Below are 25,180 nucleotides of genomic sequence, written 5' to 3'. Positions count from 1 at the left end.
GTATTATTTTTTAACTTCTGGCTTAGCAGTTTCTGCTTTTGCCTCTGCTTTTTTAGCTTTTTTGTCTGCTTTTTTGTCTTTCTTAGGAGCTTTTGCTTCTTTTGCTGGAGTTGTTTGAGCTGGAGTTGTTTGCGCATTTACCATAGCAGTTGTTCCTAGAACAGCGATTGCTAACATTACTAATTTTTTCATGATTTGTAGATTTATTGATTAATATTATTTCATTTATTATACCTCAAAGATATAATCAGTAAATGAAGACAAGATGAAGATTAAATCAATCTGAAAAAATTAACTTTTAATTGTGTTTTGATGCCTCTGGAAATAATAATCGGAAAGTTGTTGCTTCGCTTATTATAGAATCAACCTTAATTTCAATATGATGAAAAGAAGCAATACTCTCAGCAATCGCGAGTCCTAAACCCTGACCATCCTGATCTGAACTAATTCTGGCAAACCTGTTAAATATTTTTTCGATTTGAGATTCCGTCATCCCGAGACCAGAATCGGATATTGAAATAAAATATTTGTCATTCCAAAATCCATCTGCAACTATAATACTTCCGTTTGGCTTATTATATTTTATAGCGTTGGTCACCAAATTATAAATCAAAATATGAAATAAGATTTTATTTCCTGTAAAAGCAAAATTATGCTGAATATTATTTGAGAACTCAATTTCTCTGTCATCTATTCTATCTTGAAGATCTTCTTGCAGATCAGTTATAATTTCATGAAAATTAATATTTTCATTTGCTGCATATTGGTTGTTTTCGATTCTTGAAATCAACAATAAGTTATTGATGATTTTCTTCAGCATATCTAATGTTTTTAGTGAGCTTGCGATTTTATCAAAAGCATTATCATCTAAAGAATCATTCTGTAATAAGTTTTCAAATTTATTTTTTAATAATGCAATTGGCGTTAATAGTTCATGAGAAACGTTTGAGATAAATTGTTTTTCTTTTTTAAAAAGCTCTGCAATACGATCCATCATTTGATTTAAAACCAAATCAAGTTCTCTAAAATCTCTGGATTTTGCATTTATGGGCGTATGATCAAAAGCTTCTGGTTCGTTAACGCGCCTAATTTTGGTATCAATAATTTTATAAAAAGGCTTGAGCAAATATTCGATGTAAAATGTATCTGCCAAAAATGTAACCAAGAGAATAACAACCAAAACAATAATAATAAAAAATCTTATAATAAAAGTAAGGTCGTTTACTTCGCTTAAACTGCTTCCTATTTCTAACTGATAACCTTGATTTTCGTAGGTGAAATGATATTGCAAAATTCGATATTCATTTTCTTCGCCTTCAATAATTCGGTTGTCATTACTAAAAGTGGTTTTTTTTTGATTGGGTTTTACCGGAAGTCTTGAAAGCACCAAAAATTCACTGTGCAACGTAGAAAACTGCGAATAGGTTTCGGTAGAATCATCTGAGTTTTGGATAAAATCATTAATCTCATCTTGATTCAGATGATCAATAAATTTTTTCTTTTTTTCAACTAATCCATTATTAATGTGTCTGTATACAACATTTTCGACTAAAATGGGCAACATCAGCCATAAAATCAAAATGACCAAAAGTCTTGTCAGTGCATTAAAAATAGCGAGTTGATGTTTTATTTTCACAATACTTTATTTATTCGTTAATACGATAACCCACATTTCTAACGGTTTCAAACCAATCTATAGCAGTATGTTTGTCTAATTTTTTTCGAAGATTTCGAACATGAACATCAATAAAATTAGAATCGGAGTTGACTTCTAGAATATCTCCCCAAATATGCTCTGTTAATTGCAGTCTTGTAATAACACGGTTTTTATTCAAAACCAAATACTGAAAAATATCAAATTCTTTTTTGGTAAGACTGATTGGAATTTCGTCATAACTTACTTTATAATCCTGAAGCTGCAATAAAAATCCGTGAATGCTTAAATTATTCAAAGTAAAACCATGAATTCTACGTATAACAGCAAATAATCGCGCACTAAGTTCTGTAAGCGCAAATGGTTTAGTCAAATAATCATCAGCACCTAAATGCAGACCGTTTATTCTGTCATCTAATTCACCGCGTGCCGTAAGAACAATTACAGCCATTTTCGATTGTGTTTTTCGAACGGTTTTCAATACATCAAAACCATCGCCGTCGGGCAAACCTAAATCCAACAGCATTGCATCATAATCATTACTGCCCACTTCTTCGAGTGCATCACTGCAAGTATGCGCAATTTTGCACACATAGCCTGTATTGCACAAAAAATCGTAAACTTCTACTGCAAGTTCTTTATTATCTTCAACGATCAAAATATTCATAAAAAAGCGTTTTAGCGCAACTAAATTTAAGCAATTATAAAAAGCTCGGTTACGCATTATTAAAAAATTAACGAATAAAAAAAGCTGACAAATTTCTTCATCAGCTTTCTCCAACCGCATTCTCCATAACCATTATTCCTGTTTTGTTTCCTTTATAATGCTTTGAAAACAAAACAAAAACAATTCTTATTTTTTTGCTTTTGCAGTTTCTGTTTTTGGAGCTTGATTTTTTTCTGATTTTGCTTTTTTGTCAGCTTTGTTTCTAGGATGTTTTGTCGCTTTTACTTCTTTCGCAGGAAGTTCTTTTACCTCTTTTGCTGGACCAACTTTTACTTCTTTTGCAGGAAACGCACTAACCATTGCACTTGTTCCTAAAACTGCTACTAATAACATTAATAAATTTCTCATGATTTCTAAAATTTAAATTAATACCTTTTATTTTATAGATCAAATGTACCCCTGGAAAATGAAGAGAAAATGAAGAAAACCTTCAACATACATATTTTAACGAGACCTTAACGGTTTAGCTTTTTTCTACCATATAAATTATATATGTTCATTCAACTTTGTCAACATCTTCAATCAAGATGCACAACAGCATGTCGCTATTAAATGAACATATATAACTTATATGATTAAAAAAAAATCTTTTTAGTTTATTTTTTGAGAACTCAATTGTCTATTTTTACAGACTAATATTTTTTTTATGTCAACTCAAAAACGTCTTTTTCTTCTCGATGCGTACGCATTAATATTTCGTGGTTATTATGCCTTCATAAAAAACCCTCGAATTAATTCAAAAGGAATGGATACATCAGCGATCATGGGATTCATGAATTCGCTTTTAGATGTTATTAAACGTGAAAAACCAGATCATTTAGCGGTAGCTTTTGACAAAGAAGGAAGCCAAGTAAGAACCGAAATGTTTTCTGACTATAAAGCCAATCGTGATGCTACACCAGAAGCAATTAAAATTGCGATTCCGTACATTCAGGATTTATTGAGAGCTATGCATATTCCGATTATCGAAATGGCAGGTTGTGAAGCCGATGATTTAATTGGAACCATCGCAAAACAAGCTGAAAAAGAAAACTACAAAGTCTTTATGGTTACGCCAGATAAGGATTTTGCACAATTAGTTTCTGAAAATATTTTCATGTACAAACCTGCCCGAATGGGTAATGGAATAGAAATTTGGGGCGTTCCTGAAGTTTTGGCAAAATTTGAAATCGAAAGACCAGAACAAGTAATTGATTTTCTTGGAATGATGGGTGACGCTGTTGATAATATTCCGGGATTACCAGGAGTTGGAGAAGTTACTGCTAAAAAGTTCCTGAAAGAATTTGGCACAATGGAAAACCTTTTAGACAATACGCATTTGCTGAAAGGGAAAATGAAAGAAAATATTGAAGCCAATAAAGACAAGGGCATTTTATCTAAAAAACTGGCGACGATTATTTGTGATTGTGATGTTGTTTTCAATGAAAACGATTACGAGCTGTCACGCCCAGATATTGAAAAAACAGATGCTATTTTTCAGGAATTGGAATTTAGAAGAATGGCAGAACAATTTGACAACTTGTTTAAAATTGGTGGCGGAAATGAATTAGCAAATAAAAGCGACGAAGCCAAATTATATAAAAAACCACAGCCTAAAAACGACGATCAATTTGATTTATTTGGAGGCGGTGCAACTACAGATGAAAATCAGGAAAGAACTTCATTTTATAATACATTAGAAGATACACCCCACTCCTATCAAGCTATTGAAGGCGATTTAGGAATTAAATTGCTTTTGCAGAATTTGCAAAAACAAACTTCTGTTTGCTTTGATACCGAAACGACTGGCTTAGATGCTTTGCATGCTGAATTAGTTGGAATTTCTTTCTCTTATGAAAAAGGAAAAGGTTTTTATGTTCCGTTTCCGGAAAGCCAGGAAGAAGCACAAGTTTTAATTGAAAAATTCAGACCTTTCTTTGAAGATGAAAATATTGAGAAAATTGGCCAAAACTTAAAATACGATCTAAAAATTCTTTCTAATTATGGCATTAGCGTAAAAGGAAAACTTTTTGACACCATGATTGCGCATTATTTGATTAATCCAGATATGCGCCATAATATGGATATTTTAGCAGAAACGTATTTGAAATATTCTCCAAAATCAATTGAAACTTTAATTGGCAAAAAAGGGAAAAATCAAATTACAATGCGCGATGTAGCGCTTGAAGATATTAAAGAATATGCTGCAGAAGATGCTGATGTTACTTTTCAATTAAAAGAAATTTTCACGGCAGAATTAGATAAAACTGAAACTAAAAAGTTATTTGATGAAATCGAAATTCCGTTAGTCAGCGTTTTGGCAGATATGGAAACGGAGGGAATTCGTTTGGATGTTGAATTCTTAAGTGCCATGTCCAAAGAAATGGACGTGGAGATTAAATCTTTGGAACAAAAAATATACGAAACTGCAGGAGAGAAATTTAATTTGGCTTCGCCGAAACAGCTTGGAGATATTTTATTCGACAAACTTAAAATTGGCGGCGCAAAGCAAAAGAAAACCAAAACGGGTCAATATGCAACAGGTGAAGAAGTTTTGACGTATTTAGCAAATGACAATCCGATTGTGAAAGAAATCCTCGATTGGCGTCAGATGGTAAAATTACAAAGCACTTATATTTTGGCTTTGCCAGAACAGGTAGACAAAAAAACATTAAGAGTTCATACCGATTATATGCAGACTGTTGCGGCAACAGGGCGTTTGAGTTCTAATAATCCGAACTTACAGAATATTCCGATTCGTACTGAAAGAGGCCGTCAGATCCGTAAAGCTTTTGTTGCCCGCGATGAAAATCATACTTTAATTTCTGCCGATTACTCGCAAATTGAATTAAGAATCATTGCCGCTTTAAGCGGAGAAGAAAATATGATCAAAGCGTTTCAAGACGGAGAAGATATTCACAAAGCTACTGCATCAAAAGTTTTTAATGTTCCGCTGGAAGAAGTTTCCCGTGAACAAAGGAGCAATGCCAAAACAGTAAATTTCGGAATTATATATGGTGTCTCTGCTTTCGGATTGAGTAATCAGACCTCATTGTCACGTGGTGAAAGTGCAGCATTGATCGAAGCTTATTATAAAACTTACCCAAGATTACGATCTTATATTAATGAACAAATTGAGTTTGCACGCGAAAAAGGTTATGTACAAACTATTTTAGGCCGTCGCCGATATTTAAAAGACATTAATTCGGCAAATGCCGTTGTTAGAAGTGCTGCTGAACGAAATGCTGTAAATGCGCCAATTCAAGGAAGTGCTGCCGATGTGATTAAAATTGCGATGATCAACATCCACAAAAAATTAAAAGAAGAAAACTGGAAATCTAAAATGCTGCTTCAAGTTCATGATGAGCTTGTGTTTGATGTACACAATGATGAATTAGAAAAAATCCAGCCAATGATAAAACACGAAATGGAAAATGCTTTTATGATGAGCGTACCCTTAGATGTTGAACTTGGCATGGGCAGTGATTGGCTGGCGGCGCATTAATAATTTTAGATTCCTTAATCAGGTTTTGTAAAATTAATATTAAATCATAAAAAAAACCATCAGCTGAAACTGATGGTTTTTTTTATTTATCTAAACTTTTCTTGTCGATTCTCGTTCTTTCAATTTTGTTTTAATCACGATGGTTTCGTAATCTGAAGTTTCTTCTTCTGATTCTTCCAATCGTTTGATTAATTGTTTTGCTGCAACTTCTCCAATTTCAATTCCGTGCTGGCTAATTGTTGTTAAACTTGGCGATAAGCGTCTTGAAGCTAAAATTCCGTCAGCAAAACCTATTATCGAAATATCTTCTGGCACTTTGTACCCTTTTTTCAAACTCACTCTTAAAGCAGCAACTGAATCATTTTCATCCAAAGCAAAAATAGCATCAATTTTGTTGTCGAAAATAGCATCAATTTTAGCTTTCATGTCATCTTCAGAATCGGTACGAAGAATTATTTTTTCGTTTACCGGGATATTATTGTCTTTTAAAGCTTTCAAATATCCATCCGCTCTCAATTTTCCGACACTTAAATTATCAACTGAGGAAATCAAGGCAATATTTTTACATCCTAAATTAATTAAATGCTGTGTTGAGTTTAAGGCAGAATCAAAATCGTCTACTACAACTTTGTCACATTCTACTTCATCTGCAATACGATCGAACATTACGATTGGCGTTCCGTCATTAATAATAGCAGAAAAATGGCTGTAATCCTGTAATTTTTGAGCTTCTTCTGAAACAGAAAGAATAAATCCGTCAATAGTTCCGTTGCTCAACATTTCAAGTGTATGAATTTCTTTTTCTAAAGATTCGTTCGAAATACACGTAATTACATTATATCCTTTTTTATCGGCTACTTTTTCGATACCGCTAAACACCTTAGCAAAAAAGGAGTTTAATATATTAGGTATAATTACACCGATTGTTTTGGTTTTGCGATTTTTCAAATTCAGACCAATAACATTCGGCTTATAATTTTTGAGTTTGGCATACTCTTTAATCTTCACCTTCGTTTGCTCACTAATCTCAGGACTGTCATTCAATGCCTTAGACACTGTAGACACAGAAACACCTAGTTCTTTCGCAATTTGTTTTAGAGTTGCTTTAGCTTTCATCTAATAAAAGTTTATGTAATTAATACAAATATAGTAGAATTACCGAAAATAAAACAAAAAACAGCTATTACTATTTCAAAATATAAGGTCTTTTCGAAATAAAAATAAAAAAGATGGATTTTTTAAAACCGCTCTTACAAAAATCTCGTTAATACCTTAATACATGTTATTAACCTTTTAAAAGACCTTGATTATGAAAAACGAAGTTAAAATTCATGAAGTGGATCCTTCATTGAATAACAGAAGGAGCTTTCTTAAGCTCAGCGGATTGACATTAGTTAGCGCAGGTTTGGTGTTAGCTGGCTGCAGCGACAATGATAATGAAGATGATATGCAGGATAATACCCTGCCCGGCATAAAGAACGGAGTGTTTGATTTAGGCTCAGGAGATTTTGGCGTTTTAACGTACGCTTATGCTCTAGAACAACTCGAAGCTGACTTTTATACTAAAGTTGTAAACTCTTCAAGTTTCAACACTACATTTAATGATATAGAACGTCAAGTACTGACAGATTTATATCACCATGAAGTAATTCACAGAGATTTTTTTAAAGCAGCTTTGACTGGAGCTCTTCCAGATCCAAGCTCACAATTACTTCCTTCCTTAGCATTTAATTATGGTTCTCTAAACTTTAACAGCCGTACTGAAGTTCTTGCAACTGCAAAAGCGCTAGAAGACACAGGAGTTGCTGCTTATAATGGAGCAGGAAAATTAATTAAAAGTGCTGACTATTTATTATTAGCTGGAAAAATTGTTTCTGTAGAAGCAAGACACGCTTCAGCAATAAGAAGTTTGATAAATCCTAATTCTAAAGATTTTGCTGGTGATGATATTATAAGTACATCAACTGGATTAGATGTTGCTAAAGATCCTTCTAAAATTTTACCAATTGCCGGAGGATTCATTACTACAAAATTTACTGCCAAATATTTACCTTAATCTTAACTAGCTAAAACTTAGAAATTATGAATATTTTAAAATTTATAGAAACATTTACTGATGATAGCTTAATGAGAAGCACTGGATCTAGAAGAGACAGTTTTAATCAGTTTGGAAATATTGGAAAGACTTTGGCTTATGCCTCTATTCCTTTTGGACTATCAACTTTTGCAAACAAAGTATTTGCAAAAGACATTACTGCAACACCGGCAACTCCAATTGGAGCTTTGCAGTTTGCATTGACTTTAGAATATCTAGAAAACGAATTTTACGCAATGGCATTAGATTCTGGAGTAATTCCTGCTTCTGAAAATGGCGGGCGTGATTTAAAAGTTTTCCAGCAAATAGCAGCACACGAATCAAATCATGTTAAGTTTTTAATTGCAGGATTAGGCGGAACTGCGAGTGCAAACTTCGTTGCAAAACCTACTTTTGATTTTACCGTTGGAGGAGCATTTGATCCTTTTCATGATTATCCAACTTTCCTGGCATTGGCACAAGCTTTTGAAGATACAGGAGTAAGAGCATACAAAGGTCAGGCTGCAAATTTAATCTCAACACCAGATTTATTAACAGCCGCATTACAAATTCACTCCGTAGAAGCACGTCACGCTTCAGAAGTGAGACGACTTCGTACCTTAAAAGGATGGATCTCTAATGACGAAAGAGGTGCAGGAATGCCGGCCGCGACACAAGCTGTATATGCTGGCGAAGGAGTTACAGTTCAGGCTGGATATAACACTGCTGCCTTATTTGGAGCTTCGGCAGGCTCTGAAGCTTATGATGAGCCACTTACAACACAACAAGTGGTCGATATTGCTAATTTATTTATTGTTTAGTAAATAAATTCTAAATAATTGAACCACCTTCGCGTTATTGTGAAGGTGGTTTTTTTTTATTGATTTAAATATAAAACTGATGTGCTGATTTTCAGCAGATAAAATATTCTTTTCAGGTATTTGGTTTTAAAATAATTAATTGTACTTTTGCATCCCCTTTATTGGGGATGGAATGTTTAATTAAAATAATATTATGGACGCATTAAGCTACAAGACAATTTCAGCTAGCAAAGCCACTGTAACTAAAGAGTGGATTGTTGTTGATGCTGAAGGGCATAACTTAGGTCGTCTTGCTTCAAAGGTTGCGATGATCTTAAGAGGTAAGTACAAACCAAGTTACACACCGCATGTTGACTGTGGAGATAACGTAATTGTTATCAACTCAGAAAAAATTAACCTTACAGGTACAAAGATGAATGACAAAATTTACATGCGTCATACAGGTTACCCAGGAGGACAAAGAACTTTAACTGCTAAAGTATTGCAATCTAAAAACCCTGCATTATTAGTAGAAAAAGCTGTAAAAGGAATGTTGCCTAAAAACAAATTAGGAGCTGAACTTTTTAGAAATCTAAATGTTGTTGTAGGTGCTGAGCATACTCACGGAGCTCAAAAACCTAGAACTGTTAACCTAAACGATCTTAAGTAATGGGAGTTATTCACAAAATCGGTAGAAGAAAAACCGCTGTTGCACGTGTATATGTTTCTGAAGGAACAGGAAAAATCACTGTAAACAAAAAAGAATTCGCAACTTACTTTCCAACTGCAACTTTACAATACAAAGTTTTACAACCAATGTCTATGACAGAAAATGTAAACAACTTTGACGTTAAAGTAAACGTTTACGGAGGTGGTTCAACTGGTCAAGCAGAAGCTGTAAGAATGGCATTAGCACGCGTTATGTGTGAAGTAAATGCTGAAAACAGAGCTATCTTAAAACCAGAAGGTTTATTAACAAGAGATCCAAGAATGGTTGAACGTAAGAAATTCGGTCAGAAGAAAGCTCGTAAGAGATTCCAATTCTCTAAACGTTAATATTACCTGTCTTGTGCATATGGTACAAGACATCATCAATTATTTATTGAAATTAAAAAACACAGTTGTTGTTGCTCTCCTATCGAGGTAGGATATAGTTTAGCATCTAAATGTATAAAGCCTGGGAAACCGCCATTTATACATTGCTAATCAACAGAACGTAAACTAGTACAAAAATGGCAAACAAAATAGAAGTAAAAGACTTACTAGAAGCAGGTGTTCACTTCGGACACATGACTAGAAAATGGGATCCAAACATGGCCCCTTACATTTATATGGAGCGTAATGGTATTCACATTATCAATCTATATAAAACTGCAGCAAAAATCGAAGAGGCTAATGAAGCTTTGAAAAAAATCGCTGCATCAGGTAGAAAAATTTTATTCGTAGCTACCAAAAAACAAGCAAAAGACATCGTTGCTGATAAAGCAAAAGCTGCAAACATGCCTTACATCACTGAAAGATGGCCTGGTGGAATGCTAACTAACTTTGTAACTATCAGAAAGGCAGTTAAAAAAATGTCTTCTATTGATAAAATGAAGAAAGATGGTACTTTCATGACGTTATCTAAAAAAGAGCGTTTGCAAGTTGATCGTCTACGTGCTAAATTAGAGAAAAACTTAGGTTCAATCGCTGACATGTCTAGACTACCAGCTGCATTGTTCGTAGTAGATATCAAAGCTGAACACATCGCAATAAAAGAAGCACAAAAATTAAACATTCCAGTTTTCGCAATGGTTGATACGAATTCTGACCCAAGAGAGGTTGATTACGTTATTCCTGCAAATGATGATGCTTCTAAATCAATTGACAAAATTTTATCTTTAGTAACTGCTGCTGTAATCGAAGGTCTTTCTGACAGAGGTTCTGAAAAAGAAACTGAGACTGCAACAGAAGAAATTGCTGCTCCAGCTGTTGAAGCTGCACCGGCTGTTGAAGCTGCTGCTCCTGCAACTGAAGAATAAATCAAATTTAAATTCCAAATTTTAAATTCCAAAATCCAAGAATAATTAAAAACATAATGTTGATAATTTATTAAAATTGGACTTTGGGATTTAAAAGCTGGAATTTTTACTTTTAACATTAAAATTCAAAATATTATGGCAACAATTACTGCTGCAGACGTAAATAAATTAAGACAAACTACAGGTGCCGGAATGATGGACTGTAAAAAAGCTTTAGTTGAAGCTGATGGAGATTTCGATAAAGCTATACAAAACCTTAGAGAAAAAGGACAAAAAGTTGCTGCTAACCGTTCTGACCGTGAGTCTTCTGAAGGAGCTGCTGTTTCTTTCGTGAATGCTGACAAAACTAAAGGAGCTATCATTACTTTAAACTGTGAAACAGATTTCGTAGGTAAAAATGAAGCTTTCGTAACTTTAGCTAAAGAATTAGTTGAAAGAGCTATTAACTTCTCTTCTAAAGAAGAATTTTTAGCGTCAGATTTTAACGGAATTACTGTTGCTGAAAAATTAATTGAGCAAACTGGTGTTATCGGTGAAAAAATCGAAATCGGTGGTTTTGAAATTTTAGAAGGTGCTTTCGTTGGATCTTATGTTCACGTTAACAAAATTGCTGCATTGACTGCAATTTCTGCTGCAATTCCTAACGCTGACGTTTTAACTAAAGATGTTTCTATGCAAGTTGCTTCTATGGGAGCTGATACATTATCTTACAAAGATTTTGATCCTGCTTTCGTTGAATCTGAACTTGCTGCTCGTATTGCTGTAATCGAAAAAGACAATGAAGAGGCAAAACGTTTAGGAAAAACTTTAAAAAATGTTCCTAAATATATTTCTTACTCTCAATTGACTGAAGAAGTTTTAAAACAAGCTGAAGAAGATGCTAAAGCTGAATTAAAAGCTGAAGGTAAACCAGAACAAATTTGGGACAAAATTATTCCTGGAAAAGTGCAACGTTTTATCTCTGACAATACTACTTTAGATCAAGAGAAAGCGTTATTAGATCAAAACTTCATCAAAGATGACAGTAAAAAAGTTGGTGATTATGTTAAAGGATTCAATGTTGAAATTACAGGTTTCAAAAGAGTTACTTTAGGTTAATATATTATTTTTTTCAATATAAAAAGCCCGAATATTTAGATATTCGGGCTTTTTTATTTTTAAGCTATTCTAGTTCTTATTTTTTCTTCTCTACGATTGGAAAATTTCTTGCACGCATTAAAGCATCAGACTTAGGAGCTCTTCCTCTAAAGTTTTCGTATGCTTTTTCTTGATCAATAGTATTTCCTACACTAAATACACTATCATAAAGTCTTTTTGCGACTGCTTTGTCATAAGGGCCTTTTCCTTCTGTAAAAGCTTCCCAAGCATCTGCATTGATAACGTCTGCCCATAAATAACTATAATATCCTGCTGAATATCCATCCCCTGAAAAAATATGCCCAAATTGTGGAATACGGTGACGCATTACAATTTCAGACGGCATATGAAGCGCATCTAACGTTTCTTTTTCAAATTTATGAGGATCAATAGTTGTTGTAGCCAAATGCAGTTTCATATCTACTAAAGAGCTTGAAATTGTCTCTACAGTAGAAAAGCCTTCACCAAAATTAGCTGCTCTTTCAATTCTGTCTACTAAAGCCTTAGGCAATGGCTGACCTGTTTTATAATGTAAAGCAAATTTGTTTAGTACTTCTGGAGTTGCAAGCCAGTGCTCTAACAATTGAGATGGAAACTCAACATAATCTCTAGCTACGGATGTTCCTGCTAAACTTGGATATGTAACATTTGAGCATAAGCCGTGAAGCGCATGTCCGAATTCATGAAATAAAGTTGATGCATCTTCCCAAGAAATTAAAATTGGTTCGTTTGCAGTTCCTTTTATAAAATTACAGTTATTCGATACAATTGTAAGTACATCCCCATCTAATTTTTGCTGATTACGATACGCATTCATCCAAGCGCCAGAACGTTTCCCTGCACGCGCATAAGGATCAAAATACCATAAACCAACTGTTTTTCCTGTAACTTTATTGCTTACTTCCCAAACACGAACATCTGGGTGATAAACCGGCACATCAGTAATTTGTTTGAAACTTAAATTGAATAATTCACCGGCAACCCAAAACATTCCTTCACGTAAGTTTTCTAACTGCAAATAAGGCTTAACCTCATTTTGATCTAAATCGTATTTTGCTTTTCTAACTTTTTCAGCATAATAACGATAATCCCAAGGCTGGATTTTAAATTTTCCTCCTTCAGCATCTACAATCTTTTGCATTTCAGCAACATCTTCATGTACTTTTTCTACTGCAGGCTCCCAAACCGACATCATCAAATCCAATGTTTTTTGAGGATCTTTTGCCATTTTATTTGATAAACTCCAGTGAGCAAAAGTCGGGAAACCAAGTAATTTTGCTTTTTGAGTTCTTAATTCTAAAATAGAAACCAAAGTTGCATTATTATCGTTAGCGTTTCCGTTATCTCCTCTTTTTACGAAAATATCGAATGCTTTTTCTCTTAAATCTCTGCGAGTAGAAAAAGTTAAAAACGGCTCAATTGAAGAACGCGTGTTTGCGATACATCCTAACGCATCAATTTTTCTTTGTTTGGCTTCAGCTATAGCGGCATTTTTAACTTCATTTGGCAAACCATCAAAATCAGCTTCTGTTTTTAGTGCTACATATTGATTTTGCTCTTCGGCTAATAAATTTTGGCTAAAACGAGTAAAAAGTGTTGCTAGCTCCTTATTTACAGCTGCTACTTTCTCTTTATCCTGATCGTTTAATTTTGCTCCCTGACGAACAAGATTCGTATAATATAACCAGATTAAGCGCTGTTGTTCACTTGTTAATTTTTTACTTTCCTTAGAATTGTAAAGTGTTTCAACTCTTGTAAATAATTTTTTATTCTGATTAATTTTATCACTAAACTCAGAAAATTTAGGCGACATTTCTCTGTCAATAGCACTAAATTCGGGACTGCTTAAATTTGATCTGTAGATTCCATAAACAGTAGAAACTCGCTCCATAGTTTCTCCAGAACGTTCTAAAGCTGCAATAGTATTATCAAAAGTTGGTGCTTTCGGATTATTAGCAATAGCATCGATTTCGTTTAGTTTTTCCTGAATAGCAAACTCAATTGCAGGTTTAAAATCTGAAACTTTATACTCATTAAAAGCAGGAACTCCTCCGTAAGGACCTGTCCATTTTTTAAGCAGAGGATTATCAGAATTGGATTGTGCGTTGGCCGCAAAAAAGGTTGTACCCATGATAAAAATTGACATTAATTTTTTCATTCTCATTAATTTGATTTTAAATAATAGAACTTGTTCTTACTTCCAAAAGTACCGAAAAATTACGAATCAAAAGCAAATCTGCTAATCATAAAAAAACAGAAACAGAAACTGCATCATAATATTTAAAAGGTTCTTCTTCTTTTTTAAGAAAATCCTTTATAATAAAACACAGAAAATTTAAATTCATAAACGAAATGATATCAATCTATTCTATATTTGTTTACCAAAACCATTAAAATTTCTCTCTTGAAAAAATTACTTTATATCTCATTATTAATCACTTCATTCATTCATGCACAAAACAAAAGCTTATTTTGGGAAATATCTGGAAACGGTTTAGCCAAAAATTCTTACTTGTACGGAACCATGCATGTTAATGAAAAAGTCTCTTTTCATTTATCAGATTCATTCTTTAAAAACCTGCTTGGATCAGATATTGTGGCTAATGAAAGTAATCCTGAAACCTGGGGAGAATTGAATGATTTGATGAAAAATAATGATTATAAAAATTACCCAAAGTTTTATACAGAGTTCTACTTATTTCCAACAACCAAAGAAAATATCAAAACTATTTTCAATAATGACAATGCTAAGTATTTTAGAAATATGTTGTCTGGAGCTGAAGGAGATCAAGCCGATTTTCAAGAAAATACTGTTCTGGACATGTTTATATTTCAAACCGGAAAAAAATACAAAAAGAAAATTGCCGGACTAGAAAATGCTAAAGAATCGATGCTTTCCATACTCAACATTATGGATGATGATGCAAAACCAAAAGACGAAAACAAAGTGCCGCTGATGAAAATTTTGAAGAACAGAAATCCGACGGAAGTTCTTAAAGAATATTACAGAGAAAAAGATATTGTCATGCTTGATTCTATCTATAAATTAATGTTTTCTAAAAAAGCTCACGATGCACTTATTGTAAACCGCAATAAAATAATGGCAAAAAGTATTGATTCTATTGCCAAAACCGGAAGCTTATTTTCGGCTGTTGGAGCAGCGCATCTTGGCGGAAATGAAGGAATCATTGAACTTTTGAGACAAAAAGGATATACGGTTAAACCCATAATTGACACCTTTACAGAAAACGGAAAAAATCAGAAAAAAACAATAGAGTCTTATTTCCCAAATCCTAATTTCAATGTTACATCGACTAAAGATAAAATGCTGCAACTGCCCTTGTACAAAACAACAATTGAAGAAAATGAAAGTTTAGGATCGCCCGATTTCACCAATGGAGGCGCCATTACAATTAAAAGAATGCCGCTAAACTTTTTCTTAAAAACAAAAGATATTACTTATAATGCTAAATCATTAGACAGTTTATTTTTTGAAAAGATTGCCGGTGATATCATCGAAAAAAAATACTTTGAACAAGCCAATTATTCAGGTTATGATATAAAAAACATTACAAAAACGGGAAACAGCCAACATTCTAAATTTTATATTACGCCACTAGAAATCATTTCGATAGCGATGACGGGCCCGGCAAATTATGTGCGCCAATATGAAAATGAAGTTTTTGAAAACATTAAAATAAAACCTTTTAAAAATGACTGGGAGAAAGTAAAACCTATAAAGGGAGGTTTTGAAGTTGAAATTCCATCTTTCAACCTTGTCTTTGGAAATAGTGCCGAAAAAGGAACTAATATTGACATTCAAGCTTATGATAATCAAGAGAAAAGTTATTATTTTTTAAGAGAAAAAACGCTGAACGACACTCAAACGCTTGAAAACTCAGAATACGAACAAAAACAAATTCATTATCAATTTTACTTACAGCAAGACCAAGATTCGACTGCCACTCAATATAATAAAACCGAAAATTCTTTTATTTCTTCTTCTAAAATTGGAGACCGAAATATGAAATTAAAAACAATCATCGCCGGCAATAAATACTATTTGCTTGGAACTGTAAATGCCTCTGAAGCAAACACTAATCGATATTTTAAATCATTTTTAACTATTCCTCTTAATTACAGATCTAAATCGAGAACTTTTACAGATTCTATTGCTAACTATAAAATAGATATTCCTGAAAAGGGAAATGAAAATCTATTTTTAAACTTAAAATCAAAGGAATATCAATCTAAAAATGCTTTTATTGCTAACAGTAAATATCAGCCTTTCAATTCTGAAACAGCACGAAAAATTAGTTTAGAATATTATAAATACCCTAAATATGAACGCAACTTGCCTATTGATTCTATCGAAACTAAACTGAAAAAAGAATTTTTAAAACAAGTCAGCGAAGATTTTACAGCCAATAGATATGAAGAAGAGGATTTTGATATGGGTTCTTCGACTTCTTTATACAATGCACAATTGTATTCGAAAAAAGGGTTTTCAGAATCGCTTTGGTATGAAATAATGTCTGACAAAAAAAACAGTTATGAATTTTTAAATGAAAACACCACTTTCAACAAAGAAAACAACAGCTACACCATAGATGCAACAGTTTCTAAACCAAATGCAACTCAAGCTGTTAAATACAAAGTTTTATATAAAAACAATGCATATTATGTATTGAGTACATTGGTTGAAAAAAACTATAAAAACGAAGATGCTTTTATTGAAAAAGCCTTTAATTCTTTGGCTTTGGCTTCAAACAAAAACACAGACATTTCTGAAGATAAAATCAAACTGTTTATTGAAGATGCAACCAGCAAAAGCGATACAATTCGTTATTCTGCCTTAAAATCTATCAATAATCTTGATTTTACAGCTAATGATTTTGAAATCGTTACGAACTTCATAAACACTTTTAATTTTAAAGAAAACGAAACGGTTGCGATAAGTTCTCTTTTAGAAAAAATAGGAGAAATGAAGGATGAAAGAGTGATTCCGTTTTTAGAAAATTATTATAAAAAAGAATTTATTAAAACAGAGGTTCAAATAAGTATCTTAAAAGCACTTTCAAATCAAAAATCAAAAACTGCGTATAAAAAAATAAATGAATTATTAGATTATGATCTCCCTATTTCAGATAATCAGTATGAAATAACAATGCTGTTTTTTGCTTTTGAAAAAGATGCTGAAAACAGCAAAGAATTGTTTCCTGAAATTTTTCAATATTACAGCATTAAAGAATTTCACAAACCTATTCTTAATTTTTGCAATTCGCTATTAGAACAAAAATTAATCTCTGCTAAAAAATTAAAAGTTTTTAAAAAAATAATTCTGACAAACGCTAAACTGGAATACAAAAGAGTTCTAAGCTGGAATCAAAAAAATAAAGCAAACGAAGAAATTGAAAACGACGAAGAAACCATGGCCACTTATATGGATAGTGGAGAATCTGTATCAGATTTAATTAATTACACCACATTGCTGTATAATTTTGATGATGATAATGCCGTAAAAGAAGTTTTAAGAAAAATAAAAAACCTTGATATTTTAGAGCTGAATATCGAATTGGCAAGATTAGGAATTACACACAACCAATTGACATCATCAGAAATAAATGAATTTTTGAATGATCCTCAAACACAATTTGCAACTATAAATCTGCTTTTAAATCAGAATAAAAAAGAATTTATCACATTTAATGACGATGAAATTGCAAAAGCAGCCGCAATAAATTTTCAATTTCTTACTAAAAAAGATTCTATTACTTTACTGAAAAAGAAAATTGTTCAAAAAAACGGACATGATATTTCACTTTACTTTTATAAAATAAAAAAGAAAACAAAAGAAATTAGCGATAGTAAAAACCAACTTTATACCATTGGTTTTATAACTGAAAATGGCAAAATAAATCCGCTGGCTTTTAATGTAATAGATATAAAGATGATCAATGAAGATGAAGATTTAGAAAAGAAATACAATTTGATTGTAAGTGAATTTTTGAATGGAGAACATCTGAGAGCAAGTTTTGAAAAAGAAAAAGCAGATGATGAAATCGTTATTGATGAAGAATATTAAATTTATTTTAAGTAAAATATTTAACTTTGAAGAAAACGAAACTATAGTTACTATTTATGTTTAAAACCAAAAAAGAAATTGTTTTTGTAATTCTGGCAGGTATCTTTATTACAAATGCGGTTGTAGCAGAACTTATTGGCGGAAAGCTTATTCAGATTGGGCCATTTGTAATGAGTATCGGAATTTTGCCTTGGCCAGTAGTTTTTTTAACAACCGATTTAATTAATGAATATTTTGGAGAAAAAGGTGTTAGAAAACTTTCATTTATTACTGCATGTTTAATTGCATACGCTTTTATCATACTTTTTATGGCAATAGCAATTCCCGCAGCAAAAGGAATAAGTCCTGTAAATGACGAACAATTTCAAGCTGTTTTTGGACAAAGTATGTGGATTATCGTCGGAAGTATAATTGCATTTATGATTTCGCAGCTTATTGATGTGAGCATTTTTTGGTTCTTTAAAAACAAAACGGGAGACAAAAAAATATGGCTTAGAACGACCGGATCAACCGTGATTTCACAATTATTTGACTCTTTTATTGTCCTTGGAGTTGCGTTCTGGCTCCCTGGAAAAATTGATTTTGACACCTTTCTTTCTTCAGCATTGATTGGTTATACTTTTAAATTATCTATAGCGGTTTTATTAACGCCGTTGATTTACGCAGGACATCATTTGATCAAAAAATATTTAGAAGAAGATCCTCCTAACGAAAATTAATCTTATCTTGTTTAGATGAAAAACAGCATTATTATATTGCTCTCAATAACCTCTATCTTTTTTAGCTGTGGCAGCGACGAGAAAAAACCACCTAAAAAAAAGGTATTGCGTGTCAGTACAATAAAACCCATTTCTGAAAAAATAACAAAAACAGCATCCATAGACACTGTTGCGATTACTCAAAATCTTAGAAAAAAATCTAAAACAGATAAAAAATCTATTTTCGCAGTTAAGGAAGAAATTGACATCAAACCTCAAATTCAAAGTCCGCAGGTTACAACAGAACATCAAAAATTAGATGTAAGCAAAGAGGCAAACAAAACTTTAATGACTTTTGTCAATTTGCGTAAAATATTGTATGGCAGTAAAGTAGGTCAGACTTTAACTCAAAAGCAATTAACTCAAAACTTCGAAATTCCTGAAGAAGCAGTTAAATTGGTAAAAAGCATTACAAAAACTGCAGAAGACGAAATTGCTGTAAAATGGCATTCGACTTGGCTTGTAGAGAAATTATCTGATGCAAAATTCAAAGACGGCTTTATGAAAATCACTTTCAAAGCCAATAAATTATATACTTCTGGCACTGCAATTGGCATTAAATATGACAAAAAAATCTATAATAATTTAATTATAGTTGGCCGTTCTGCTTATATTCCGAGTGTTAAGGGCTACAGCTGGCAAATTGGAAAATGATGGACAATTTAATACGATGCGGCTGGTGTACCTCCAGCGATTTATATAAAAAATACCATGATGAAGAATGGGGCGTTCCTGTTTATGACGACCCTACTCTATTTGAATTTTTAATTTTAGAAACTTTTCAGGCTGGATTAAGCTGGATTACAATTTTAAACAAAAGAGAAAATTTCAGAACTGCCTTTGATCATTTCGACTATAAAAAAATTGCAAATTATTCTGAAGATAAAATTGAAGAATTAATGCAGAATACCGGAATCATTCGCAACAAACTTAAAATTAAGGCTGCCGTTTCAAATGCTCAGGCGTTTATGAAAATTCAGGAAGAATTTGGAACCTTTTCTGATTACATCTGGAAATTTACTAACGGAAAACCCATAATAAACACCCCCAAAACTTCAAAAGACGTTCCGGCAACCACACCGCTTTCTGATGAAATTAGTAAAGATTTAAAAAAAAGAGGTTTTAAATTTGTCGGTTCAACTGTCATATACGCACACATGCAAGCCACTGGAATGGTCAATGATCACGCCGAAGATTGCTGGACAAGAACTCAGTAATCAGTCGCAGTTTTCAGTGGCAGTTTTCAGTTTTTTTTTAACCTGAAACTTAAAACCTGAAACTCTTAAACAAAAATTACCTATATTTGCTTCACACTTTAGGGGTGTCTACAACTTGTAGGCTGAGATTTTACCCTCTGAACCTGATCTAGTTCATACTAGCGTAGGGAAAAGTAAGATGACTTCTGCGCGCATTTTTATGCGTTCTTGTAGCCATTCCTAAAGTATAACTGTATACTAAATTCAAAGGGAATGGAACTAAAAATCAACCAACAAATTAAACATTTCAATGCTGAATCGCTAAGCGTTCAATCATTGCTCGATCTCGAAATTCCGCACAAACAAAATGGAATCGCCGTTGCTATTAACAACACCGTTGTTCCAAAAACCAAATGGAACGAATTCCTCGTACAAGAAACTGACGAAATCTTAATTATTTCTGCCACGCAGGGAGGTTAGAAATAAATTTCAATTTTAAAAACCCAAATTCCAAGTAATACTGGACGTAGACGCACTGCAGTGCGCCTCTACACACACAATCTACATCAACCTGAAACTTGAAACCTGAAACAAAAAAACTCATGACTACAGAAGAACAAATATCTAGAACCCCGTTTCCAAATTCTACAAAAGTTTATATAAACGGAGAAATTCATCCCATAAAAGTAGCAATGCGCGAAATTGCTTTGAGTGACACCAAACTTTCTAACGGCGGAATTGAAAAAAATCCTCCCGTAACAGTTTATGATACTTCTGGTCCTTATACTGATCCTAATATTGAAATTGACATTAGAAAAGGATTGCCACGCTTACGCGAAAGTTGGATTCTCGAGCGAAATGATGTTGAAATTTTAAGCAAAATAACATCTGATTACGGTCAGAGCCGATTGAAAGATGAAAGCCTGAATCATCTTCGATTTGAATATTTACATCAGCCAAAAAGAGCTAAAAAAGGTGCAAATGTCACGCAATTATATTACGCTAAACAAGGAATTATTACTCCAGAAATGGAATACATCGCGATTCGTGAAAACCAGCGAATTGAACTTTTGAATGAACAAACCAAAGCCATGCAATGCCAGCACAGCGGTCACAGTTTTGGAGCCAACACGCCAAAAAGCAAAATTACTCCAGAATTTGTGCGATCTGAAGTTGCATGTGGAAGAGCCATAATTCCGAACAACATCAATCATCCAGAAAGCGAACCAATGATTGTGGGTCGAAATTTCTTAGTAAAAATCAATGCCAATATCGGGAACAGTGCCGTGACTTCAAGTATTGAAGAAGAAGTTGAAAAAGCCGTTTGGGCTTGTCGATGGGGCGCTGACACCATAATGGATTTATCAACAGGAAAAAACATTCACGAAACCAGAGAATGGATTATTCGAAATTCGCCTGTTCCAATTGGTACCGTTCCGATTTATCAGGCATTGGAAAAAGTAAAAGGAGTTGCCGAAGATTTAACTTGGGAAATTTTCCGTGATACTTTAATTGAACAGGCAGAACAAGGCGTTTCCTATTTTACCATTCACGCCGGAGTCTTACTTCGTTACATTCATTTAACCGCCAATCGAGTTACCGGAATCGTTTCACGCGGTGGTTCGATTATGGCAAAATGGTGTTTATTTCATCATAAAGAAAACTTCTTGTACACACATTTTGAGGAAATCTGCGAAATCATGAAACAATATGATGTTGCTTTTTCTTTAGGCGATGGTTTACGTCCAGGTTCCATTGCTGATGCGAACGACGCTGCGCAGTTTGCCGAATTGGAAACTTTAGGCGAATTGACCAAAATCGCATGGAAACATGATGTTCAAGTTTTTATTGAAGGTCCAGGTCACGTACCAATGCATATGATTAAGGAAAACATGGACAAACAATTAGAACATTGCCATGAAGCACCATTTTATACTTTAGGCCCTTTAACAACCGATATTGCACCTGGTTACGATCATATCACATCGGCAATTGGAGCCGCTATGATTGGCTGGTACGGTTGTGCTATGCTGTGTTATGTGACACCAAAAGAACATCTTGGCTTGCCAAATAAAAAAGACGTTAAAGATGGTGTAATCACGTATAAAATTTCAGCACACGCTGCAGATTTAGCAAAAGGACATCCGGGTGCACAATATCGTGATAATGCATTAAGTAAAGCTCGTTTTGAATTCCGCTGGGAAGATCAGTTTAATTTGGCTTTAGATCCGGATACGGCCAGAGAATTTCATGATGAAACACTTCCCGCAGACGGTGCAAAAGTGGCTCATTTCTGTTCGATGTGTGGACCAAAATTCTGCTCTATGAAAATATCTCAGGAAATTAGAGATGTCGCTGCCGCGGAAAAAGGAATGCAGGAGAAATCAGAGGAATTTATTGAACAGGGGAAAGAGATTTATATTTAAGATAGAATCAAGACTATTGTATTAAGTATTAAGATTTTTTAGTCAACCCTATTCCTTCTAAAACTTCTTAATACTTAATACTCAAATCTTAATACTTTAAAAATATGATTGTAATTACGAATCCTTTTCCTGTTGCACATGAAATCAAAATAGTGAATTCTTTATTTGAGGAAGGATTGTCTTTGCTTCATATTCGGAAACCTGATTTTTCTGAATTGGAAATGGCGCAGTTCATTCATCAAATAAAACTAGAATTTAGAGATCGAATTGTTTTGCACAATCATCATGCATTGGCAGAAGATTTTGGAATTAACCGATTTCATTTTTCTGAAAAAGAAAGAAATCAAACTCATGACTCTCCTGCAAGGTTTTCAAAACCTTGTAGGTATTCAACAGCAACACATTCTATTAAAGATTTCAATTCATTAGAAAGTGATTTTGATTACGCGTTTTTAAGTCCAGTTTTTAAAAGTATTTCAAAAGAAAATTACCATCCAAAAACAGATCTTTTGGAAGAGACAAAATCACGAACAAATTATAAAACAAAAGTCATCGCTTTAGGCGGCATTGATTCGCAAAATATTCAAAAAGTGCTTCAAAATGGTTTTGATGATGCTGCACTTTTGGGAAGCATCTGGAAAAATGAAAATCCTGTAAAACAATTCAAATTATGTCAGCAAATCGCCCTTTCGTACTTACAATCGCAGGTTTAGATCCGTCTGGCGGTGCTGGGATTTTGGCTGATATCAAAACTTTTGAACAGCACAAAGTAACCGGTTTTGCCATTCCGACAGCGAATACAATTCAGACGGAAAACAAGTTTTATGAAATTGAATGGACGAATTTGAATTTTGTTATTCGGTCTATCGAAACGCTGTTCTCTAATTATAAAATTGCTGTTGTCAAAATTGGAATTGTAGCCTCTCTATACGACTTAAATCAAATTATTTCGACTATAAAACTACTTTCTCCTTCAACAAAAATCGTTTGGGATCCAGTTTTAAAATCAACAACAAAATTTGAATTTATGACAATTGAGGATCATTCAAACTTAAACGAAATCTTATCCAAAATCGATTTGATTACGCCGAATTATCATGAAGCCAAAATTCTGTTTCCTAATTTTAGTTCTAAAGAAAACAGCTTCTCAACAAGTATTTTATTGAAAGGCGGACATAACAAAAAGGCATTAGGTACAGATACTTTATTTCTAGAAGATGAAGTTTTAGAATTGGTTCCTTCAAATCAGAAATGCTTTGAAAAACATGGCTCCGGCTGCGTACTTTCTTCTGCAATTGCATCCAATTTAGCATTAAACCAAACCATGATAGAAGCCTGTAAAAATGCCAAAATATATATCGAAAATTATTTGAGTTCAACTTCAACGTTAATCGGATATCATTATGTATAATAAACTGCAATACATTTCGCAAGGCGAAACAATCGAAGAACAATTACGCAATATACATCAAGCTTTTGATGCTGGATGTGAGTGGGTACAAATGCGATTTAAAAATCAAACAACTCAAAATAAGCTCACTTTGGCAGAAGCTGTAAAACTTCTATGCGACAAATATCAGGTCAAATTTATTGTAAATGATGATTTACATCTCGCCCAGCAAATTGAAGCAGATGGCGTTCATCTAGGATTAACAGATACTAAAATAGATGAAGCAAGAGCAATTTTAGGTGCTGAAAAAATAATTGGAGGAACTGCTAATACTTTCGAAGACATTCAAAATCATGTCAAAAACGGTTGTGATTATATTGGTTTGGGGCCTTTTCGTTTTACAGCAACAAAAGAAAAACTAAGTCCAATTTTAGGGTTATCGGGATATTTTGATATTCTTCAAAAACTGAAGAAAGATAAAATTGATGTTCCTGTTTATGCAATCGGAGGCATCACACTGCGAGATATAAATCCGTTAATGGAAACTGGAATTCACGGAATTGCGGTGTCTGGAATTATTACAGAAAGCGATGAAAAGGAAAAATTAATTCAACAACTAAACGAAAAATTATATGCAAATGTCATTGTTTAATATTGGAGATAAAAGCTTTAAATCCCGTTTGTTTTTAGGAACCGGAAAATTTGGTTCGAACCAGGAAATGGAAGAAGCGATTCTGGCTTCAGAAAGTGAATTGGTTACAGTTGCCTTAAAACGCATCGATCTCGAAACGGATACAAATGCCATTTTATCGCATTTGAAACATCCGAATATTAATTTATTACCGAATACTTCCGGTGCGCGAAATACCAAAGAAGCTGTTTTTGCAGCGCAGTTGGCGCGCGAGGCATTGGAAACCAATTGGGTAAAACTCGAAATTCATCCTGATCCGAAATATCTTATGCCTGATCCTATCGAAACTTTAAGAGCTACGGAAGAATTGGCTAAACTTGGCTTTTTTGTTCTGCCTTACATTCATGCTGATCCTGTTTTATGCAAACATTTAGAAAGTGCAGGAACAACTGCAGTAATGCCGTTAGGGTCGCCAATTGGAAGCAACAAGGGTCTAAAAACAATTGATTTTTTAGAGATTATAATTGAACAAAGTAATGTTCCGGTTATTATAGATGCTGGAATCGGCGCTCCATCTGACGCCGCAAAAGCAATGGAAATTGGTGCTGATGCTGTTCTGGTGAATACTGCGATTGCCGTTGCAGGAAACCCCAAATTAATGGCCGAGGCTTTTAGGGAAGCTGTAATTGCAGGGCGAAAAGCTTTTGAAGCCCGAATTGCTAATCAACAAAATTATGCTGTTGCTTCTAGTCCTTTGACTTCGTTTTTATATGAGTGAAAATTTAACCGCAAAGTTC

The 25,180-nt window shown here is 33.5% G+C and carries 23 protein-coding genes and 1 riboswitch; of the genes, 17 read left to right on the top strand and 6 right to left on the bottom strand.

The window, feature by feature from the left end; all coding sequences use genetic code 11:
- Positions 1–3 precede the first annotated feature (3 nt).
- From IRZ83_RS09210 to IRZ83_RS09195, 4 genes are all read right to left on the bottom strand, one after another.
- Positions 4–192 carry a hypothetical protein gene (locus IRZ83_RS09210; protein ID WP_029271955.1) on the bottom strand — a complete coding sequence of 63 codons (189 nt, stop codon included), beginning with the start codon at positions 190–192 and terminating at the stop codon, positions 4–6.
- A 106-nt stretch (positions 193–298) separates the two neighbouring features.
- A complete protein-coding gene (locus IRZ83_RS09205) occupies positions 299–1,636 on the bottom strand; it encodes a HAMP domain-containing sensor histidine kinase (protein WP_317174557.1) in 1,338 nt (445 codons plus the stop codon).
- A gap of 10 nt (positions 1,637–1,646) precedes the next feature.
- Positions 1,647–2,321: a response regulator transcription factor gene (locus IRZ83_RS09200; RefSeq protein WP_029271953.1), complete on the bottom strand. Its 675-nt coding sequence runs from the start codon at positions 2,319–2,321 to the stop codon at positions 1,647–1,649.
- 186 nt (positions 2,322–2,507) lie between these two features.
- Positions 2,508–2,729 (bottom strand): hypothetical protein, encoded by a 222-nt coding sequence (locus tag IRZ83_RS09195; protein ID WP_194568249.1) that lies wholly within the window; start codon positions 2,727–2,729, stop codon positions 2,508–2,510.
- A gap of 298 nt (positions 2,730–3,027) precedes the next feature.
- On the opposite strand from IRZ83_RS09195, the gene polA reads away from it, so the two are divergent.
- The gene (polA, locus tag IRZ83_RS09190; RefSeq protein ID WP_194568247.1) at positions 3,028–5,865 is read left to right on the top strand and encodes a DNA polymerase I; all 2,838 of its coding nucleotides are present in this window, start codon (positions 3,028–3,030) and stop codon (positions 5,863–5,865) included.
- 90 nt (positions 5,866–5,955) lie between these two features.
- Here the strand turns inward: polA and IRZ83_RS09185 are convergent, their stop codons facing one another.
- Entirely contained in the window at positions 5,956–6,981 is a 1,026-nt protein-coding gene (locus tag IRZ83_RS09185) for a LacI family DNA-binding transcriptional regulator (RefSeq protein WP_029271950.1), read from the bottom strand.
- 193 nt (positions 6,982–7,174) lie between these two features.
- On the opposite strand from IRZ83_RS09185, the gene IRZ83_RS09180 reads away from it, so the two are divergent.
- The 6 genes from IRZ83_RS09180 (at position 7,175) to tsf (ending at position 11,858) form a co-directional block, all read left to right on the top strand.
- A complete protein-coding gene (locus tag IRZ83_RS09180; protein WP_029271949.1) occupies positions 7,175–7,921 on the top strand; it encodes a ferritin-like domain-containing protein in 747 nt (248 codons plus the stop codon).
- A 26-nt stretch (positions 7,922–7,947) separates the two neighbouring features.
- Positions 7,948–8,760, top strand: a complete 813-nt coding sequence (locus IRZ83_RS09175; RefSeq protein ID WP_029271948.1) for a ferritin-like domain-containing protein — start codon at positions 7,948–7,950, stop codon at positions 8,758–8,760.
- 193 nt (positions 8,761–8,953) lie between these two features.
- Positions 8,954–9,409, top strand: a complete 456-nt coding sequence (rplM, locus tag IRZ83_RS09170) for a 50S ribosomal protein L13 (protein WP_026983738.1) — start codon at positions 8,954–8,956, stop codon at positions 9,407–9,409.
- A complete protein-coding gene (rpsI, locus tag IRZ83_RS09165; protein ID WP_007808909.1) occupies positions 9,409–9,795 on the top strand; it encodes a 30S ribosomal protein S9 in 387 nt (128 codons plus the stop codon). Before rplM ends, rpsI begins: the two co-directional genes overlap by 1 nt.
- A 176-nt stretch (positions 9,796–9,971) precedes the next feature.
- On the top strand, positions 9,972–10,760 hold the full coding sequence (rpsB, locus tag IRZ83_RS09160) for a 30S ribosomal protein S2 (RefSeq protein WP_194568245.1): 789 nt from the start codon (positions 9,972–9,974) through the stop codon (positions 10,758–10,760).
- A 135-nt stretch (positions 10,761–10,895) separates the two neighbouring features.
- The gene (gene tsf, locus IRZ83_RS09155; protein ID WP_029271946.1) at positions 10,896–11,858 is read left to right on the top strand and encodes a translation elongation factor Ts; all 963 of its coding nucleotides are present in this window, start codon (positions 10,896–10,898) and stop codon (positions 11,856–11,858) included.
- A gap of 76 nt (positions 11,859–11,934) precedes the next feature.
- On the opposite strand, the gene IRZ83_RS09150 is transcribed toward tsf, so the two are convergent.
- Positions 11,935–14,055 (bottom strand): M3 family metallopeptidase, encoded by a 2,121-nt coding sequence (locus tag IRZ83_RS09150; protein ID WP_029271945.1) that lies wholly within the window; start codon positions 14,053–14,055, stop codon positions 11,935–11,937.
- Between the two features lie 246 nt (positions 14,056–14,301).
- On the opposite strand from IRZ83_RS09150, the gene IRZ83_RS09145 reads away from it, so the two are divergent.
- The 10 genes from IRZ83_RS09145 (at position 14,302) to IRZ83_RS09100 (ending at position 25,161) form a co-directional block, all read left to right on the top strand.
- Positions 14,302–17,982 carry a TraB/GumN family protein gene (locus IRZ83_RS09145; protein WP_194568243.1) on the top strand — a complete coding sequence of 1,227 codons (3,681 nt, stop codon included), beginning with the start codon at positions 14,302–14,304 and terminating at the stop codon, positions 17,980–17,982.
- Positions 17,983–18,038: 56 nt separating this feature from the next.
- Positions 18,039–18,701, top strand: coding sequence for a queuosine precursor transporter (locus IRZ83_RS09140; protein ID WP_194568241.1), 663 nt, complete (start codon positions 18,039–18,041; stop codon positions 18,699–18,701).
- 15 nt (positions 18,702–18,716) lie between these two features.
- Positions 18,717–19,394, top strand: coding sequence for a hypothetical protein (locus IRZ83_RS09135; protein ID WP_194568239.1), 678 nt, complete (start codon positions 18,717–18,719; stop codon positions 19,392–19,394).
- Positions 19,394–19,957: a DNA-3-methyladenine glycosylase I gene (locus IRZ83_RS09130; RefSeq protein WP_194568237.1), complete on the top strand. Its 564-nt coding sequence runs from the start codon at positions 19,394–19,396 to the stop codon at positions 19,955–19,957. The genes IRZ83_RS09135 and IRZ83_RS09130 overlap by 1 nt, the downstream gene beginning before the upstream one ends.
- A gap of 90 nt (positions 19,958–20,047) precedes the next feature.
- A riboswitch (TPP riboswitch) is annotated at positions 20,048–20,144 on the top strand.
- A gap of 65 nt (positions 20,145–20,209) precedes the next feature.
- Entirely contained in the window at positions 20,210–20,416 is a 207-nt protein-coding gene (gene thiS, locus IRZ83_RS09125) for a sulfur carrier protein ThiS (protein WP_194568235.1), read from the top strand.
- A 122-nt stretch (positions 20,417–20,538) separates the two neighbouring features.
- Positions 20,539–22,362: a phosphomethylpyrimidine synthase ThiC gene (gene thiC / locus IRZ83_RS09120; protein ID WP_194568233.1), complete on the top strand. Its 1,824-nt coding sequence runs from the start codon at positions 20,539–20,541 to the stop codon at positions 22,360–22,362.
- A gap of 104 nt (positions 22,363–22,466) precedes the next feature.
- Positions 22,467–23,075 (top strand): thiamine phosphate synthase, encoded by a 609-nt coding sequence (locus IRZ83_RS09115; RefSeq protein WP_194568231.1) that lies wholly within the window; start codon positions 22,467–22,469, stop codon positions 23,073–23,075.
- Positions 23,033–23,773, top strand: coding sequence for a hydroxymethylpyrimidine/phosphomethylpyrimidine kinase (locus IRZ83_RS09110; RefSeq protein ID WP_194568229.1), 741 nt, complete (start codon positions 23,033–23,035; stop codon positions 23,771–23,773). Before IRZ83_RS09115 ends, IRZ83_RS09110 begins: the two co-directional genes overlap by 43 nt.
- Complete coding sequence (locus IRZ83_RS09105; RefSeq protein WP_194568227.1) at positions 23,766–24,404, top strand: thiamine phosphate synthase; 639 nt, start codon at positions 23,766–23,768, stop codon at positions 24,402–24,404. The genes IRZ83_RS09110 and IRZ83_RS09105 overlap by 8 nt, the downstream gene beginning before the upstream one ends.
- Positions 24,391–25,161: a thiazole synthase gene (locus IRZ83_RS09100; protein WP_410505340.1), complete on the top strand. Its 771-nt coding sequence runs from the start codon at positions 24,391–24,393 to the stop codon at positions 25,159–25,161. The genes IRZ83_RS09105 and IRZ83_RS09100 overlap by 14 nt, the downstream gene beginning before the upstream one ends.
- Positions 25,162–25,180: the final 19 nt, after the last annotated feature.

This window comes from Flavobacterium sp. JLP (genome assembly GCF_015350755.1).
In the GTDB taxonomy this organism is placed as follows: Bacteria; Bacteroidota; Bacteroidia; order Flavobacteriales; family Flavobacteriaceae; genus Flavobacterium.
This window is presented reverse-complemented; position numbering and strand designations above follow the sequence as displayed.

Bases quoted from the DNA above. Each gene is read 5' to 3' on its own strand.
- thiS (WP_194568235.1), top strand. From the start codon at position 20,210: ATGGAACTAAAAATCAACCAACAAATTAAACATTTCAATGCTGAATCG.
- IRZ83_RS09130 (WP_194568237.1), top strand. From the start codon at position 19,394: ATGGACAATTTAATACGATGCGGCTGGTGTACCTCCAGCGATTTATAT.
- IRZ83_RS09140 (WP_194568241.1), top strand. From the start codon at position 18,039: ATGTTTAAAACCAAAAAAGAAATTGTTTTTGTAATTCTGGCAGGTATC.
- IRZ83_RS09100 (WP_410505340.1), top strand. From the start codon at position 24,391: ATGTCATTGTTTAATATTGGAGATAAAAGCTTTAAATCCCGTTTGTTT.
- IRZ83_RS09105 (WP_194568227.1), top strand. From the start codon at position 23,766: ATGTATAATAAACTGCAATACATTTCGCAAGGCGAAACAATCGAAGAA.
- IRZ83_RS09175 (WP_029271948.1), top strand. From the start codon at position 7,948: ATGAATATTTTAAAATTTATAGAAACATTTACTGATGATAGCTTAATG.
- IRZ83_RS09185 (WP_029271950.1), bottom strand. From the start codon at position 6,981: ATGAAAGCTAAAGCAACTCTAAAACAAATTGCGAAAGAACTAGGTGTT.
- rpsI (WP_007808909.1), top strand. From the start codon at position 9,409: ATGGGAGTTATTCACAAAATCGGTAGAAGAAAAACCGCTGTTGCACGT.
- IRZ83_RS09200 (WP_029271953.1), bottom strand. From the start codon at position 2,321: ATGAATATTTTGATCGTTGAAGATAATAAAGAACTTGCAGTAGAAGTT.
- IRZ83_RS09135 (WP_194568239.1), top strand. From the start codon at position 18,717: ATGAAAAACAGCATTATTATATTGCTCTCAATAACCTCTATCTTTTTT.
- rpsB (WP_194568245.1), top strand. From the start codon at position 9,972: ATGGCAAACAAAATAGAAGTAAAAGACTTACTAGAAGCAGGTGTTCAC.
- IRZ83_RS09210 (WP_029271955.1), bottom strand. From the start codon at position 192: ATGAAAAAATTAGTAATGTTAGCAATCGCTGTTCTAGGAACAACTGCT.
- IRZ83_RS09115 (WP_194568231.1), top strand. From the start codon at position 22,467: ATGATTGTAATTACGAATCCTTTTCCTGTTGCACATGAAATCAAAATA.
- tsf (WP_029271946.1), top strand. From the start codon at position 10,896: ATGGCAACAATTACTGCTGCAGACGTAAATAAATTAAGACAAACTACA.
- rplM (WP_026983738.1), top strand. From the start codon at position 8,954: ATGGACGCATTAAGCTACAAGACAATTTCAGCTAGCAAAGCCACTGTA.
- IRZ83_RS09195 (WP_194568249.1), bottom strand. From the start codon at position 2,729: ATGAGAAATTTATTAATGTTATTAGTAGCAGTTTTAGGAACAAGTGCA.
- polA (WP_194568247.1), top strand. From the start codon at position 3,028: ATGTCAACTCAAAAACGTCTTTTTCTTCTCGATGCGTACGCATTAATA.
- thiC (WP_194568233.1), top strand. From the start codon at position 20,539: ATGACTACAGAAGAACAAATATCTAGAACCCCGTTTCCAAATTCTACA.
- IRZ83_RS09180 (WP_029271949.1), top strand. From the start codon at position 7,175: ATGAAAAACGAAGTTAAAATTCATGAAGTGGATCCTTCATTGAATAAC.
- IRZ83_RS09150 (WP_029271945.1), bottom strand. From the start codon at position 14,055: ATGAAAAAATTAATGTCAATTTTTATCATGGGTACAACCTTTTTTGCG.
- IRZ83_RS09110 (WP_194568229.1), top strand. From the start codon at position 23,033: ATGTCAGCAAATCGCCCTTTCGTACTTACAATCGCAGGTTTAGATCCG.